Source organism: Afifella sp. YEN Y35 (genome assembly GCF_047553465.1).
Classification (GTDB): domain Bacteria; phylum Pseudomonadota; class Alphaproteobacteria; order Rhizobiales; family Afifellaceae; genus Afifella; species Afifella aestuarii.
Genome location: NZ_CP180203.1, coordinates 3,087,783 through 3,102,713 on the forward strand (window position 1 = coordinate 3,087,783; position 14,931 = coordinate 3,102,713).

Consider the following 14,931-nt stretch of genomic DNA (forward strand, 5'->3'; position numbering starts at 1 on the left):
CTAGGCTAACGAGGGAGTCGGTCGAGAGTTGCAAGCGTTCTGCCTGCAAGCTCCCTCAACTGCCGGCAAGTGTCAGAAGCGTCGCATTTCCGCCCGAAGCGGTGGTGTCGATCGACACGACGCGCTCGGTGGCGAAAGCCGCCACGCCGTCCGCGAGAGACAGAAGCGGCAGCCGCGCGCCCTGGCGTTCGGCCAGGGCGATGCGCAACGTTCTCGCCAGCGTGCCGCCGCCCTCATACGCGACGAGGCCGAGCCCTTGAAGGCCAGCGGCAAGCGCCACGGGCTCGCCCTCCACCACGACGACGAGACCGGCCGGGGCGCCGACACGTTCCAGAGCCGTCTTGAAGGCCACCACGGCGGCATCGACGAGACCGGCCGGCACGACCGCGCGATTGCCCGCCGCGAGTGCGGTCACGACCTGCGCCAGAAGCGCCCCCGACCGTGCTCCATCCTCATCGGCCGGGCTTTCATCAGCCAGTGGGGCGCCCAGACAAAGCGCCAGCCCGCGGCCATGCAGAGACAGGCGATTGGCCTCGCCCGTCGGGCCCGGCAACGCCACGACGCCGGCAATCTCGGGCCGCGCCGCCTCAATCACCTCGTGCGCAACTTGTCGGGCAGGTTCCGGCAATTCACCGGCGGCGCTCGCCAGGACCATGATCCGGGCGGAGTTCGCCTCCCACTCGCTCATATCCGGCAGGGTCGCGAGATCGGCGGGAGCCAGGGCGGCGACCTGCGGCCGCTCTTCGTCGCCCTGAAGCGGAGCGGCGGTCACCTCGACCGGCCGTGTGAAGCGGGCAAGATAATGCGGGCCACCGGCCTTCGGACCGGTACCGGATAGCCCTTCGCCACCGAAGGGCTGCACGCCGACGACCGCACCGATCTGGTTGCGGTTCACATAGATGTTGCCGACATGGGCATGGTCGCAAATGCGCTCCACCCGCTGGTCGATGCGCGAATGGATGCCGAGCGTCAGGCCATAACCCGACGCGTTGATGGCCGCCACGACCGCATCGATCTCCTTCGCCTTGAAGGTGATGACGTGAAGGACCGGCCCGAAGATCTCGCGCTCGAGCTCGTCGAAACGATCGAGGCGAAGCGCCACGGGCGCAACGAAATTGCCCTCACCCGGCATTTTCTCGTGGGTGAAGAGGAGCCGACCTTCGCTTGTGAGCTTTGCCACATGGGTTTCGATCGTCTGCCGGGCTTCGTCATCGATCACCGGCCCGACGTCGGTCGCGGGATCCCACGGATCGCCAATGACGAGCTCTTCGGTCGCCCCCTTCAACATCTTCAAGAGCGTCGGTGCGACGTCCTCCTGCACGAAGAGAGCGCGAAGCGCCGAACAGCGCTGTCCGGCCGATTGGAAGGCCGATTGCACGATATCGCGGACCGCATGCTCCGGGAGCGCGGTCGAATCGACGATCATCGCATTGAGGCCGCCGGTCTCCGCGACGAGCGGCGCGCGCACGGGACCCGCTTTCGCCAAAGCCCGGTCGATCAAGATCGCCGTGTCCGTCGAGCCGGTGAAACAGACGCCCCCGACCCTCGGATCGGAGGTGAGCGCGGCACCCACCACAGAGCCCTCTCCCGGCACGAGATTGAGCACGCCTTTCGGCACGCCCGCCTCGTGCAGAAGCGCCACGGCCTTTGCAGCCGTCAGAGGCGATTGCTCGGCGGGTTTCGCGACGACGGCATTGCCGGCCACAAGCGCGGCCGAAAGCTGACCGGTGAAAATCGCCAGAGGGAAGTTCCACGGCGAGATGCAGACGAAAACCCCGCGGCCGTGCCGCTTTGCACCGCCTTCGGAGAAGAGCCGGCGCGCCTCGTTCGCGTAAAAGCGCAGGAAATCTGCGGCTTCGCGCACTTCCAACACACCGTCGAGACGCGTCTTGCCGGCTTCGCGGGTGGCAAGCGCGATGAGTTCGGCCGCGTTCTCCTCATAAAGCGTCGCGGCGCGCTCCAAAATCTGGGCGCGCGCATCCGCCCCGATCCCCTGCCAGGCCGCCACCGCATCGGCGGCGACGCCAAGGGCGTGTCTGGCGGTTTCCGCATCCGCATCCACGACAACGCCGACCTTTTCGGCCGGGTGCGCCGGGTTGAAGACATCTCGCGCGCTGCCGGGGCTTTCGTCGCCACCGATCACGGGAGCTGCACGCCATTCCGCCGCCTCGAACGGCCTCATGGCTTCGGACAGCGCCTCCAGATCGAGCGGATTGTTGAGATTCCAGCCTTTGGAGTTCTTGCGCTCCGGCTCATAGATGTCGGGCGGCAGCGGGATCAGCGGATGGGCGACCGGCTTTGCCTGCTCGACCAGCGAAATCGGGTCTTCGACCAGCTTTTCCGCCGGCACGTCCTCGTCGAGAAGCTGATGGACGAAGGAGGAATTAGCGCCGTTCTCGAGCAACCGGCGGACGAGATAGGCAAGCAGATCCTTGTGGATGCCAACCGGCGCATAGATGCGGCAGGGACGGCCCGTCTCTTTCCTCAGGCGTTCGTGCAGCGCCTCGCCCATGCCGTGCAGACGCTGGAATTCAAAGCGCGCGTCGGGCGGCGCGATCTCCAGAATGGAGCAGGCCGTATGGGCATTGTGCGTGGCGAACTGGGGGAAGATACGGTCACAGTGCGCGAGCAGAAAGCTCGCGCCGGCGAGATAGGAGACATCGGTCGATGGCTTGCGGGTGAAGACCGGATAGGCGGCAAGACCGAGGATCTGCGCCTGTTTGATCTCGTAATCCCAATAGGCGCCTTTGACGAGGCGCACGGCAAAGCGGCGGTCGAGACGCTCCGCCAGATCCACGATCCAGTGAAGGACCGGCAGGGAGGCTTTCGAGAACGCCTGGACGACGAAACCAAAGCCGTCCCAATCGGCGAATTCGGACTCCGACAGAGCCTGTTCCATCACCTGTAGCGAGAGATCGAGACGGTCGGCCTCTTCCGCATCGACGGTGAGACCAATGCCGGCGGCCTTCGCCTGGCGCATCAGCTGGACAAGCGTCGGTACGAGCTCGGCCAGAACCCGCTCCTTCTGCACCGTCTCATAGCGCGGATGGAGCGCCGAGAGTTTCACCGAGATCGACGGATTGTCCGTGACACGCTCGGCCTTGGCGGCCTTGCCGATGGCGCTGATCGCGTTCGAATAGGAGCGAAAATAGGCTTCGGCGTCTTCGCGCGTTCGCGCCGCCTCGCCCAGCATATCGTAGGAATAGCGATAGCCTTTGGCGCGCATCGGCTCGGCGCGGCGCAGAGCCTCCTCGATGTTGCGCCCGAGCACGAATTGCGCGCCCAACACCTTCATCGCCTGCGCGACGGCGGCACGCACGACCGGCTCGCCGACGCGCTGCACCATGCGGCGCATCGTATGGATGAGATGCGCCTCGGTCTGCTCGTCCTGCCCTTCCGATCCGTAAAGGCGGCCGGTCAGCATCAGGCCCCAGGACGAGGCATTCAGCAAAAGCGATTCACTTTGCCCGCGATGGCTGCCCCAATCGGCACCGCCGATCTTGTCGCGGATGAGGGCATCGAGCGTATGCGCATCCGGCACGCGGAGATAAGCCTCGGCGAGGCACATCAGCGCCACGCCTTCGTCGGTGGAGAGACCATATTCGGAGAGAAAGCGCTCCATCAGATGCGGCGCCGGATCGGCCCGCAGGGCCGACACCATCCCCGCTGCCTTGGCGCCGGCGCGCTTGCGTGCCGCTTCGTCGAGATTTATCGCGGCGAGACGGCTTCTGACCACCGCCTCCTCGTCTTCATAGGGCGCGCGACGGATGGCAATACGAGAATCAGTGGCCATGGAGGCTCCGGAAGGCAGAATGGGTAAGGGTCGGTGACCTTCCGCAATGCTGCCCGCAAATAGGACTTCTTTTCAACTCACCGAAATACCAAGTCGGGCCTGATCACCCGCGAAATCGCGGCGGCCGAGACTTCACTGACGAGAAGAGGCCGCCTGAGAGATTCCTGCCCTGTCCCGGCGCGCATAACGGCGCCAGGACGGCTCGGCGGGATGCTCAGCGGTTGTTGAATTGCGGCGAGCGCTTTTCCGTGAAGGCAAGCATGCCTTCTTTCTGGTCTTCGGTCGCAAACAGGGCCTGAAAGATCCGACGTTCGAAGCGAATGCCCTCCGCCATCGTCGTTTCATAGGCGCGATTGACGCTTTCCTTCGCCATCATGACGGCGGGAAGAGAGAAGGACGCGATCTTCTGGGCGGCCTTCACCGCTTCTTCCAGGACATCCCCGACGGGCACGACACGGGAGACGAGGCCGGCGCGCTCCGCCTCGTCAGCCTCCATGAGACGCCCGGTCAGGCACATATCCATTGCTTTCGCCTTGCCGACGAAGCGGGTGAGACGCTGGGTTCCGCCGGAACCCGGAATGACGCCGAGGCTGATTTCCGGCTGGCCGAACTTCGCCGTCTCTGCCGCGATGATGAAATCGCACATCATCGCGAGCTCGCAGCCCCCGCCGAGCGCATAGCCGGCGACAGCCGCGATCAACGGCTTTCGGCGCTGGCCGACCTTGTCCCATTCGGAGATGAAATCGTCGCGATAGGCGGTGACGAAATCCAGCTCCTTCATTTCGGTGATGTCGGCACCCGCGGCAAAAGCCTTTTCGGAGCCGGTGATGACGATCGCACCGATCTTGTCGTCCGCCTCGAATTCGTCGAGTGCTGCATTGAGTTCAGCGACGAGACCGGCCGACAAGGCATTGAGCGCATTCGGGCGGTTCAAGGTGACGAGCCCGGCGCGTCCGCGCCGCTCCACCAGAATATAATCGTAGGCCATGCCCCCTCCTGACTGACGTTTCCCTGGCGATAGCCGTAAAGCGGTTGCGCAAAAGCGGCAAGGCAACCTTGGCCTCACCTCTGGCAGGCAGGGCAATAGAACGTCGACCGGCCCGATTGCACGATACGGGAAACCACACCCGAACAGGTCGGCCGCGGGCACGGGAAATCTTCCCTGTCATAGACGGCAAAGCTCTCCTGGAAGCGGCCGACGGAGCCGTCGGCCTGGACGTAATCGCGCAAAGAGGAGCCGCCCGCGGCGACCGCATCGGCAATGACGGCGCGGACCGCCTCCACCAGCCGTGTCAGACGCGCGCTCGGCTCCCCATCTTGGCGCACCAAGGTTCCGGCCGCACGCCGTGGAGACAGCCGCGCGCGCCACAGCGCCTCGCAAACATAGATGTTGCCGAGCCCGGCGATGACGCTCTGATCCATCAACACCGCCTTCAAGGGCGCCTTGCGGCCGGCGAATTTCGTCGCGAGCAGCGCGGCGGAGAGAGCATTGCCGGTCGGCTCCAGTCCGAGATGGGCGAAGAGCGGATGCTCCTCCAAATGGCCCGCTTCGCCGAGGGCCATGAAGCCGAAGCGGCGCGCGTCGTTGAAGACGAGATCGAGACCACCATCCAAGTGGAACACGACATGATCGTGGACGGTCTTCTTTTTGTTGTCGAAATAGCGCCCTTCGGCCGGCGTCAGATTGAGGGATCCCTCGAAGCGGAAGGAACCGGTCATGCCGAGATGCATGATGAGAATCGGGCCACCGGCCTCGATGTCGGTTTCCACCAAAAGATATTTCGCGCGGCGGCCGACATGGTCGATGCGGCGGCCTTCGAGCGCAGCAGCAAAGCCCGGCGGAAGAGGAAACCGCAGATCCGGACGACGCAACTCGACCTTCTCGATCGACCGCCCTTCCAGAACCGGCGCCAGTCCGCGCCTGATCGTCTCCACCTCCGGCAATTCCGGCATCGCCACTTATCCTTCATCTTTCCGCGTCACGCCGCATGGCGTGTCGCCAAGGCTTTCGTTATGGTCCGCGGCAACCGCGCCGCAACACCGGCGCCTCCGGATTTGTCCAGAGGATCAGCTATGAGTGAAAAGACCCAGTTCGGCTACCAAGAGGTGCCGATGGAGGAAAAGCAGGGGCGTGTCGACAACGTCTTCCATTCGGTCGCCCGGCGCTACGACATCATGAACGATCTGATGTCGGGCGGTCTGCACCGGCTTTGGAAGAACGCCATGGTCTCCTGGCTCGCCCCGCCCCATTCAGGACGGCCCTACCGGGTTCTCGACATGGCGGGCGGTACCGGCGACATCGCCTTTCGTATCTCCGACCGCTCCCGCGGTCACGCCGAGATCACGGTTGCCGACATCAACGGCTCGATGCTGGAAGTCTGCCGCGAGCGGGCCGAGAAGCACGGCTACACCAACCTTTCTTACGCGGAAGCCAACGCCGAGGAACTGCCCTTCGAGGACAAGAGCTTCGACGCCTATACGATCGCCTTCGGCATCCGCAACGTGCCGCGCCTCGACAAGGCGCTGTCGGAGGCCTACCGCGTCCTGAAGCCCGGCGGACGCTTTCTCTGCCTGGAGTTCACGCCGGTTTCCACGCCGGTGATCGCGCAGCTCTACGAGACCTATTCCTTCCGCGTCATTCCGATGATCGGGCAGGTCGTCACCGGCGACCGCGAATCCTATCAATATCTGGTGGAATCGATCCGCGTCTTCCCGAACAAGGAGCGCTTCGCCGGCATGATCTCCGACGCCGGCTTTGAGCGCGTCAGCTATCGTGACTATACAACCGGCGTCGTCGCCCTGCATTCGGGCTGGAAGCTCTAACGCGATAAAGTTCTAAGGTCGCATAGCGTGCTCAATCTCATCCGCCTCACAAAGGCGGGCTTTCATATCGTCCGCGCCGGCGCGCTCGGCTTCGTCGATGTCGACGAAGTGCCGCCGGTCGCGGCCCGTTTCGTGCGTTTCGCGCGGCTTTTCGAGCCGCGCGGGCTTTCGGATGCCGAGCGCGGCCGGCGCCTTTCGGCCCGTCTTCACCGGCTCGGTCCGTCCTATGTGAAGCTGGGACAATTTCTGGCGACGCGGCCGGATATCGTCGGCAACGATGCCGCCGAAGCCCTGTCGGGCCTCAAGGATGAGATGCCCCCCTTCCCGACGGAAGAGGCGAAGGCGATCATCGAGATCAATCTCGGCCGCACGGTGGAGGAGATTTTCACCTCTTTCTCAGAGCCCGTGGCGGCCGCCTCCATCGCCCAGGTCCACCACGCCACACGCGTCGTCGACGGCGAGGAGCGGGAGGTCGCCGTCAAGGTCCTGCGCCCACATGTGCGGGGCGGCTTCCAGCGCGATCTGGAGACGTTTTATGCGGGGGCACGCTTCCTGGAGCGACTGTCGGCGGAGGGCAAACGGCTGAAGCCTGTCGCCGTCGTGCAATCGCTCGAGCGCACCGTGCTCCTGGAAATGGATCTCAGGCTCGAGGCTGCAGCCTATTCGGAGCTGTCGGAAAACATCATCGGGGAAACGGAATTCCGCGTGCCGGCCGTCGATTGGGCCCATACCGGCCGCGACGTCCTGACGATGGAATGGATCGACGGCATCAAGCTCCGGAATACGGCGGGCATCATCGAGGCCGGAATCGATCGCCAGAACCTCGCCCGCATCGTCGTGCAGTCGTTCCTGCGCCATGCCTTGCGCGACGGGTTCTTCCACGCCGACATGCACGAGGGCAATCTCTTCGTCGACCGGGAAGGACGTCTCGTCGCCGTCGATCTCGGCATTATGGGGCGCATCGGGCCAAAGGAGCGGCGCTTCCTCGCCGAGGTCCTCTACGGCTTCATCAAGCGCGATTATCTCAAGATCGCCAAGCTGCATATCGAGATCGGCTATGTGCCGCCGATCCATTCGGCGGAAGATTTTGCGCAGGCGCTCAGAGCGATCGGCGAACCGATCCACGGCCAGCGCGCGAGCGAAATTTCCATGGCGCGGCTTCTCGGTCTCCTCTTCGAGGTGACGGCCCTCTTCAACATGCAGACGCGGCCAGAGCTCATCCTCTTGCAGAAGACCATGGTCGTGGTCGAGGGCGTTGCCCGGCGCCTCGACCCAGACTTCGACATGTGGGCGGCGGCCGATCCCGTCGTCACGGAATGGATTTCACGCCATCTCGGTCCCGTCGGGCGGCTTGAGGAAGCAGCCGATTCCTTGCGCGAGATCGGCAAGTTCGTCGAACACCTGCCGGACACGCTGACACGCGTGGAATCGGCCGTCGACCGGCTCGCGGCGTTCTCCGCCGGCGGCATCAAGCTCGATGATCAGACGGTGGACCGGCTCGCCGACGCCGGCACGCACGAGCTTTTCTGGACGCGTTGGGCGGTTCGGCTCGGTGGGCTTGCGCTCGTCGTCATGGCCGTCGCCTCTGTGTGGCGCTAAGACGGCCTGGGCAAGCGGCCTTTTCGACGGAGCGGCAGGCATGACGAAGCTCAAAGACAAGCGCATCCTGCTCGTCATCGGCGGCGGGATTGCCGCCTACAAATGCCTGGAGCTCATCCGCCTCTTGAAGAAGGCGGGGGCCTCGGTCAGCACCGTGATGACCAAGGCGGCACAGGAATTCGTCACGCCGCTCGCCGTCGGCGCCTTGAGCCATGAACCGGTCTTCAGCGAACTCTTCGACCGCCAGGCGGAGGAAGATATCGGGCATATCCGCCTGTCGCGGCAGGCGGATCTCATCGTCGTGGCGCCGGCCACAGCCGACCGGCTGGCACGGCTTGCCTCTGGCCTTGCCGACGATCTCGCAGGCGCGGTGCTGCTTGCAAGCGACAAGCCTGTGCTTCTCGCCCCTGCCATGAATCCGAGGATGTGGGCGCATCCGGCGACACGGCGCAACGTCGCGCAGCTTCACAGCGATGGATACGGCTTCATCGGCCCGGAAGCCGGGGAAATGGCGGAAAGAGACGAGAGCGGCGAAGGCCGGATGAGCGAGCCGCAGGCGATCTTTTCAGAGATCGAACGGCGCCTCGGCGGCGAGGCCGGAACGTCTCCGGCAGATGCCCGGCCGCTCTCAGGCCGGCGCGTGCTCGTGACCTCGGGCCCAACGCATGAGCCGATCGATCCGGTGCGCTATCTCGCCAACAGGTCTTCTGGGCGGCAGGGGCACGCTATCGCCTCCGCCTTCGCCAAAGCGGGTGCGCATGTGACGCTCGTTTCCGGCCCCGTCACGATCCCGGCACCTGAGGGTGTGAACCTCGTGGCGGTGGAAACGGCCCGGGAGATGCTTGCGGCGGTCGAAGCCGCGCTTCCCGTCGACATCGCCGTCCTCGCCGCGGCCGTCGCCGACTGGCGTACGGCGGAAGAAGCGGAACGCAAGCTGAAGAAGACGCAATCGGGCGCTCCGGCCCTCGCCTTGGTGGAGAACCCGGATATCCTGGCCACGCTTTCACGGCACGAGAGGCGTCCGCGCCTCGTCGTCGGCTTCGCTGCGGAGACCAACGACGTCGTTGCCCATGCCCGCGCCAAACTTCAGCGCAAGGGCTGCGACTTCATTCTCGCCAACGATGTCTCGCCCGCAACTGGCATCATGGGCGGCACGGAAAACGCCGTGCAGCTCATCGGACCTGCCAGCCACGAAGAATGGCCGCGGATGAGCAAGGAGGCCGTGGCGGAGCGGCTCGTCGCACGGCTCGGCGCGGAGCTTTCCACCAGGATGTGAGGCGCCTCGGCCGCGCCGATCGCGGCCGGGCTTTCACATCTCGTCGGCTACTCGCTGCCCTGATTGATCTCTTCCGCCGAAGGCGTCTCGACGTTCCAGATCTCGCGGGCGTAGTCGCGAATGGCACGGTCTGCGGAGAACCAGCCGACCCGCGCCGTGTTCAAGATCGTCCGCCGCGTCCAGTCTTCGTTGTCCATGAACGCCCGATCGACCTTGCGCTGCTCGTCGAGATAGGCGGCGAAATCGGCCGTGACGAAGAAATAATCGTCATAGGAGAGCCGGTCGACGATGGCCCGGAAGCGGTTCGGATCCTCCGGCGAGAACACACCTGAGCCGATCGCATCGAGAACCGTCTTGAGGGTCTCGTTGCCGTCGATGACGGCGCGCGAATCGTAGCCGGAGATGCGATAATTGGCGACGTCCTCCGCAGTCAGGCCGAAGATATGGATGTTTTCGCGCCCGACCCGATCGCAGATCTCGACATTCGCGCCGTCGAGCGTGCCGATGGTCAAGGCACCATTGAGAGCCAGCTTCATGTTGCCGGTGCCGGAGGCCTCCATACCTGCCGTCGAGATCTGCTCGGAGAGGTCGGCGGCGGGGATGATGCGCTCGGCGGTCGAGACGTTGTAGTTCGGCAGGAAGACGACCTTCAACCGGTCGCCGACGACGGGGTCGCTGTTGACGGCCCGTGCGACGTCGTTGATCAGCTTGATGATCAGCTTCGCCATCTCATAGCCGGGCGCGGCCTTGCCGCCGAAGATCTTGACGCGCGGCGTCCAGTCGGCCGCCGGATCGTTGCGGATGGCAAAATACTGCGCCACCGCCTCCATGATGTTGAGGAGCTGGCGCTTGTATTCGTGCATGCGCTTGATCTGCACGTCGAACATCGCGTCCGGCGAGACATGGATGCCGACGCGGCTCTGGATCTCCGCCACCAGACGGCATTTGTTCTCGTGCTTGGCGGCTCGGAAGCGCTCGCGGAAAGCGGCATCCTCCGCATAGGGCGCCACCGCTTCGATGGCCTCCAAATCGCCGATCCAATCCTCGCCGATGGTCTCGATCAGGAGATCGCTCAACGGCTTGTTGCAGGAATGCAGCCAGCGGCGCGGCGTAACGCCGTTGGTGACGCCGAGGATGCGGCTCGGATAGAGCGAATCGAGATCGTGGAAGACGGTCTGCTTCATCAGATCCGCATGCAGGGCCGAGACGCCGTTGACGCGGTGGCTGCCGACGAAAGCGAGATGTCCCATCCGCACGCCCTGGCCGTTGGTGTGGTCGACGATGCGCACGCGTTCCAGATCGAGCGTACGCTTGGCGGCGGCCGCCGTTCGCAGATGCTGCTCGTCGATCCAACGAATGATGTCGAGGTGGCGCGGCAGGACGGAGCCGAAGAGCTGCAGGGACCAGCGCTCCAGCGCTTCCGGCATCAAGGTGTGGTTGGTGTAGGAGAGCGTGTTGCGGGTGATCTGGAACGCCACCTCCATCGACAGGCCGTGCGTGTCGACGAGAAGGCGCATGAGCTCAGCAACCGCTATCGCGGGATGCGTGTCGTTGAGCTGGATCGCCACCTTCTCCGGAAGCTTCATGATGTCGTCATGCGAGGACAGATAGCGACGCAGAAGGTCCTGCAGCGATGCGGACGTGAAGAAGAATTCCTGACGCAGGCGGAGGTTCTTGCCTTCCTCGGTGGTGTCGTCCGGGTAGAGGATGCGCGAGACCGTCTCCGCGCGCACCGCCGCCTCCATCGCGGAAAGATATTCGCCGCGGTTGAAGCGATCGAGATCGACGCGCTTGGCGGGCTTGCCAGCCCAGAGCCTGAGCGTGTTGACGTGGCGCCCGCGCCAGCCGGCGATCGGCGTGTCGTAGGCTGCGGCCAGCATGACCTCTGCCGGGTGCCAGACCGCCTTGCCTTCCGGCGTGGTGATGACCTCGCCGCCGAAGGGGATGTTGTAGACGACTTCGGGGCGCTCGAACTCCCAATTGTGGCCGGTGACCAGCCAGTCCTCCGGCTCTTCCGCCTGCCAGCCGTCGCGAATCGACTGGCGGAAGAGACCGTTCTCATAGCGGATGCCATAGCCATGGGCCGGAATGCCCAGGGTCGACATGGAATCGAGGAAACAGGCCGCGAGGCGCCCGAGACCGCCATTGCCCAAGGCTGCGTCAGGTTCTGAGCGCAGGATCTCGTCGTAATCGGCACCGAGCTCCGTCAGCGCTTCGCGCACCGGCGCTTCGAGCCCGAGATTGATGATCGTGTCTTTGAGCAGCCGACCGATCAGAAATTCCATCGACAGGTAATAGACCCGTTTCTGATCCTGCTCGTAGGCACGGCGGGTGGAGGCCATCCAGTGATCAACAAGCTGATCGCGTACCGCCAGAATGAGCGCCGCGCTCCAGTCCTGCCGGACCGAATGCTCCGGATCCTTGCCGACCGCATATTTCAGCTTCTCGATGATGAGCCTTTTCACATCTTCCGCATCCTCGATGCGGCGCGAAAGAGTGACGGCTGTCGCTGCATTCATGATCGCGCTCCTCGCGATTGTCGCCCGACGCGTCTGCGCTTCGAGGCAAGTTGTCACCCACACAAACGGCCGTGACAGCTGACCGGCCGGGCGGGTTCAATGACGTTTGTGTTCGTGGCGTCGCAATCCCCGGGGCAAACCACCCTATGATTGCTTGCCTACAGGAATCGGCCGGTCCTTGCCTGCCTCAATTTCCTGCAGCACGTGACTGAATTGCGCGCGCAACTTGCTCTTTTCGACCTTCCCCATGGCGTTGCGGGGCAGGTCTTCCACGAAAATAAGGGCTTTCGGTTGCTTAAAGCTTGCGAGTTTCTGGACAAGGGCGGCGCTCAGCTTCTCTGCTTCGGGCGCTTCCCCCGGCGCGGGAACGACAAGCGCGATCACCGCCTCCCCGAAATCGGGATGCGGAACCCCGATGACCGCTGATTCCATAACGCCGGCGCAGGCATCGAGGACAATTTCGATCTCCTTCGGATAGATGTTCAGACCGCCGGAAATGATCAGGTCCTTGGCCCGCCCGACGATGTGGACATAGCCGGCTTCGTCGATCAGGCCGAGATCTCCCGTGCGAAACCACCCATCACGAAATTCCTCCGCGGTCTTCTCCGGCATGCGCCAATAGCCCTTGAAGACGTTCGGTCCTTTCACTTCGATGACACCGATCCCGCTCATCTTCTTCGGCGAGCCCGTCTCCGGATCGGCGATGCGAAGATCGACGCCTGGCAAGGGCAGGCCGACCGTTCCAGGCCGGCGGTCGCCCTCATATGGGTTCGACGTGTTCATGCTCGTTTCCGTCATACCGTAGCGTTCCAAGACGGCATGGCCGGTCCGTTCGAGAAAGGCAGCATGGGTTGCAGGCAGGAGAGGTGCGGAACCGGAAATGAAAAGTCGTACTTCCTGCACCAGTTTGTGCACAAGGCGCGGATCGTCAAGAAGACGGGTATAAAAAGTCGGCACCCCCATCATCACCGTGGCTTGCGGCAGCGCCTCGATCACCAGGTCGAGATCGAAGCGGGGCAGGAAAATCATCGACGCCCCGGCGGCAAGAACGACATTGCACGCCGTGAAAAGACCGTGGGTGTGGAAGACCGGCAGCGCGTGGAGGAGGACGTCGTCTCCGGAAAACTGCCAAAGATCCGTCAAGGTGAGGGCGTTGGAGACGAGGTTGTCGTGGCTCAGCATCGCGCCCTTGGAACGGCCGGTCGTGCCGGAGGTGTAGAGGATCGCAGCGAGGTCGTCGTCGGCTCGCGCCACCGTCTTGAATTGATCACCGGCCGAAACACCGAGGCGATCGAGACTGCCCGAGGCTTTTTCGCGCTTCTTGCGCACACCGAGCGTCTCAAGCCGGGCCCCGGCTTCTTCCGCGACCGGTGAGAGGATCTCCGCCTTACCCGGATCGCAAACGAAGAGCGCCGGCTCGGCATCTTTCAGAAAATATGCGACCTCGGCCGGCGTATAGGCGGTGTTGAGAGGCAGGAAGACAGCCCCGGCGCGAACGGTCCCGAGATAGAGAAGCACCGCCTCGATGCTCTTTTCGACCTGGACGGCGACCCGGTCGCCGGGCTTGACCCCAAGCTCGACGAGCACGTTGGCAAAGCGGGCGGAGCCTTTTTCCACGTGGGCATAGGTCAGCCTTCGCCCGTCCGTCAGGCGCGCAAAGGGCGCGGCTTTGGTCGCGGCGGGAAAAAGGGCGGCAAGACGGGTGTAGAGATTGCGATCCATGACCGCCATTCAGGCAGCTCACGCGTTTTTGAACAAGAGGTGGCGCGGCCGCAGCCTCAAAGGCTTTCAATCGCCCGTGATCGCTTCAGCGAGAAGACGCTTGCCGTCCTTCACGTCGCGCGCGAAATCGCGCCAGCTCGATTCCACTGCGACGGCCAGCCATTGGTCGAGCGCGGAACGTGGCATCTCTTCCACCGTGGCGCCCGCCTTCCGATACATCTGCACCAGCCGATCGTCCTGGGCGCGGGATTCCCGCGCAGCCCAGGCCGTGACTTTTTCGCCCGCCGCTTTGAGGGCGGCACGTTCGTCCTCACTCAAGGCTTCCCAGCTCGGACGCGCGATGACGATCGGCTCATAGCTGAACCAGAGAGCGTCGCTGCCGGGCGCAGTCAGGCATTTGGCGGCACGCGCCAGTTCGGGGTCGGCAAGGACGGAGGACGAGGCAAGCGCGCCATCGATGACCCCGCCCGCAAGGGCTGCAGCGAGGCGCGCACGCGGCGCCCGCGCCACCGACGCTCCGGATTTCGTCAGGACGGTGCGCAGAGGCTCGCCCTCGGCATGCAGGGTCTTGCCGCTCGTCGATGGCGGCCCTTCAAGACAGGCCCCGGAGGAGACGAAACCGCCGGCAAGCCAGGCATCGGCGAGAACGATCATGCCGGCATTGTCGAGATGGGTCTTGAGGTCGGTCATAAACGCCGACCTGGCAAGGGCGTCCGCATCGGCATGCCGGCGCGCCAGACCGGGCATCGACGCCGCCCCGAAAATCGGATCGGAGGAGGTGGCCGCAGCGAGCGGCAGAGCCGCGACATCGACACGGCCGGTCGCGAGCCGGTCCCAGAGAGCCTCGGGCTCGAAGGCCTCCGGCTTTCCGTCCCCTGCCTCGCCCGTCGCCAGGCGCCTCAAAACGAGATCGGCCTTCTCGTCCTGAAGCGCACGTTCGAGCTCGTCGATCATCGCACCGGAAAAGCTCTCCGCCCCGCCCGCCGTCACCTGGCCGGTGCGGAGCATGGCCGCCGCGGCCGGGAATTCGGAGGCGAGGAGGCCGGCGAGGCTCAAAACCGCGACGAGAGCGTGGTGAACAGGCCGGGTGCGGACAGATGCGGCACGGACGGAGGAAATGAAAGCACGGGCTCTTTGAAAAAACATCGAGGCTCCAGGCAGGCTTCCGTCGACGGCCTTGCACCTTTTGGGGCTCTGGC

At 64.4% G+C, this 14,931-nt stretch carries 9 protein-coding genes; 3 read left to right on the forward strand and 6 right to left on the reverse strand.

Features of this window, described 5'->3' with window-relative positions; genetic code table 11:
- Positions 1–55: 55 nt before the first annotated feature.
- The 3 genes from putA to mutM form a co-directional block, all read right to left on the reverse strand.
- On the reverse strand, positions 56–3,793 hold the full coding sequence (gene putA, locus ACK8CP_RS14740) for a bifunctional proline dehydrogenase/L-glutamate gamma-semialdehyde dehydrogenase PutA (RefSeq protein ID WP_414832323.1): 3,738 nt from the start codon (positions 3,791–3,793) through the stop codon (positions 56–58).
- Between the two features lie 214 nt (positions 3,794–4,007).
- On the reverse strand, positions 4,008–4,781 hold the full coding sequence (locus tag ACK8CP_RS14745; RefSeq protein WP_414832324.1) for an enoyl-CoA hydratase: 774 nt from the start codon (positions 4,779–4,781) through the stop codon (positions 4,008–4,010).
- A 74-nt stretch (positions 4,782–4,855) separates the two neighbouring features.
- Entirely contained in the window at positions 4,856–5,746 is an 891-nt protein-coding gene (mutM, locus tag ACK8CP_RS14750) for a bifunctional DNA-formamidopyrimidine glycosylase/DNA-(apurinic or apyrimidinic site) lyase (RefSeq protein ID WP_414832325.1), read from the reverse strand.
- A 120-nt stretch (positions 5,747–5,866) separates the two neighbouring features.
- Here mutM and ubiE point away from each other — a divergent pair, with 120 nt between their 5' ends.
- The 3 genes from ubiE to coaBC are packed head-to-tail and all read left to right on the forward strand — an operon-like array spanning position 5,867 to position 9,491.
- Positions 5,867–6,616 carry a bifunctional demethylmenaquinone methyltransferase/2-methoxy-6-polyprenyl-1,4-benzoquinol methylase UbiE gene (ubiE, locus tag ACK8CP_RS14755; protein ID WP_234629932.1) on the forward strand — a complete coding sequence of 250 codons (750 nt, stop codon included), beginning with the start codon at positions 5,867–5,869 and terminating at the stop codon, positions 6,614–6,616.
- A 27-nt stretch (positions 6,617–6,643) separates the two neighbouring features.
- Positions 6,644–8,215, forward strand: coding sequence for a 2-polyprenylphenol 6-hydroxylase (gene ubiB, locus ACK8CP_RS14760; RefSeq protein ID WP_234629933.1), 1,572 nt, complete (start codon positions 6,644–6,646; stop codon positions 8,213–8,215).
- 40 nt (positions 8,216–8,255) lie between these two features.
- Positions 8,256–9,491 (forward strand): bifunctional phosphopantothenoylcysteine decarboxylase/phosphopantothenate--cysteine ligase CoaBC, encoded by a 1,236-nt coding sequence (coaBC, locus tag ACK8CP_RS14765; RefSeq protein WP_414832326.1) that lies wholly within the window; start codon positions 8,256–8,258, stop codon positions 9,489–9,491.
- Positions 9,492–9,538: 47 nt separating this feature from the next.
- Here the strand turns inward: coaBC and ACK8CP_RS14770 are convergent, their stop codons facing one another.
- From ACK8CP_RS14770 to dctP, 3 genes are all read right to left on the reverse strand, one after another.
- Positions 9,539–12,010 (reverse strand): glycogen/starch/alpha-glucan phosphorylase, encoded by a 2,472-nt coding sequence (locus ACK8CP_RS14770; protein ID WP_414832327.1) that lies wholly within the window; start codon positions 12,008–12,010, stop codon positions 9,539–9,541.
- 144 nt (positions 12,011–12,154) lie between these two features.
- Positions 12,155–13,732 (reverse strand): malonate--CoA ligase, encoded by a 1,578-nt coding sequence (locus ACK8CP_RS14775; protein WP_414834275.1) that lies wholly within the window; start codon positions 13,730–13,732, stop codon positions 12,155–12,157.
- 66 nt (positions 13,733–13,798) lie between these two features.
- Entirely contained in the window at positions 13,799–14,878 is a 1,080-nt protein-coding gene (gene dctP, locus ACK8CP_RS14780; RefSeq protein ID WP_414832328.1) for a TRAP transporter substrate-binding protein DctP, read from the reverse strand.
- Positions 14,879–14,931: the final 53 nt, after the last annotated feature.

What these genes read in the sequence shown, in the direction of transcription:
- ubiE (WP_234629932.1), top strand. Translation starts at nt 5,867, where the DNA reads ATGAGTGAAAAGACCCAGTTCGGCTACCAAGAGGTGCCGATGGAGGAA.
- ACK8CP_RS14775 (WP_414834275.1), bottom strand. Translation starts at nt 13,732, where the DNA reads ATGGATCGCAATCTCTACACCCGTCTTGCCGCCCTTTTTCCCGCCGCG.
- ACK8CP_RS14770 (WP_414832327.1), bottom strand. Translation starts at nt 12,010, where the DNA reads ATGAATGCAGCGACAGCCGTCACTCTTTCGCGCCGCATCGAGGATGCG.
- ACK8CP_RS14745 (WP_414832324.1), bottom strand. Translation starts at nt 4,781, where the DNA reads ATGGCCTACGATTATATTCTGGTGGAGCGGCGCGGACGCGCCGGGCTC.
- coaBC (WP_414832326.1), top strand. Translation starts at nt 8,256, where the DNA reads ATGACGAAGCTCAAAGACAAGCGCATCCTGCTCGTCATCGGCGGCGGG.
- dctP (WP_414832328.1), bottom strand. Translation starts at nt 14,878, where the DNA reads ATGTTTTTTCAAAGAGCCCGTGCTTTCATTTCCTCCGTCCGTGCCGCA.
- mutM (WP_414832325.1), bottom strand. Translation starts at nt 5,746, where the DNA reads ATGCCGGAATTGCCGGAGGTGGAGACGATCAGGCGCGGACTGGCGCCG.
- putA (WP_414832323.1), bottom strand. Translation starts at nt 3,793, where the DNA reads ATGGCCACTGATTCTCGTATTGCCATCCGTCGCGCGCCCTATGAAGAC.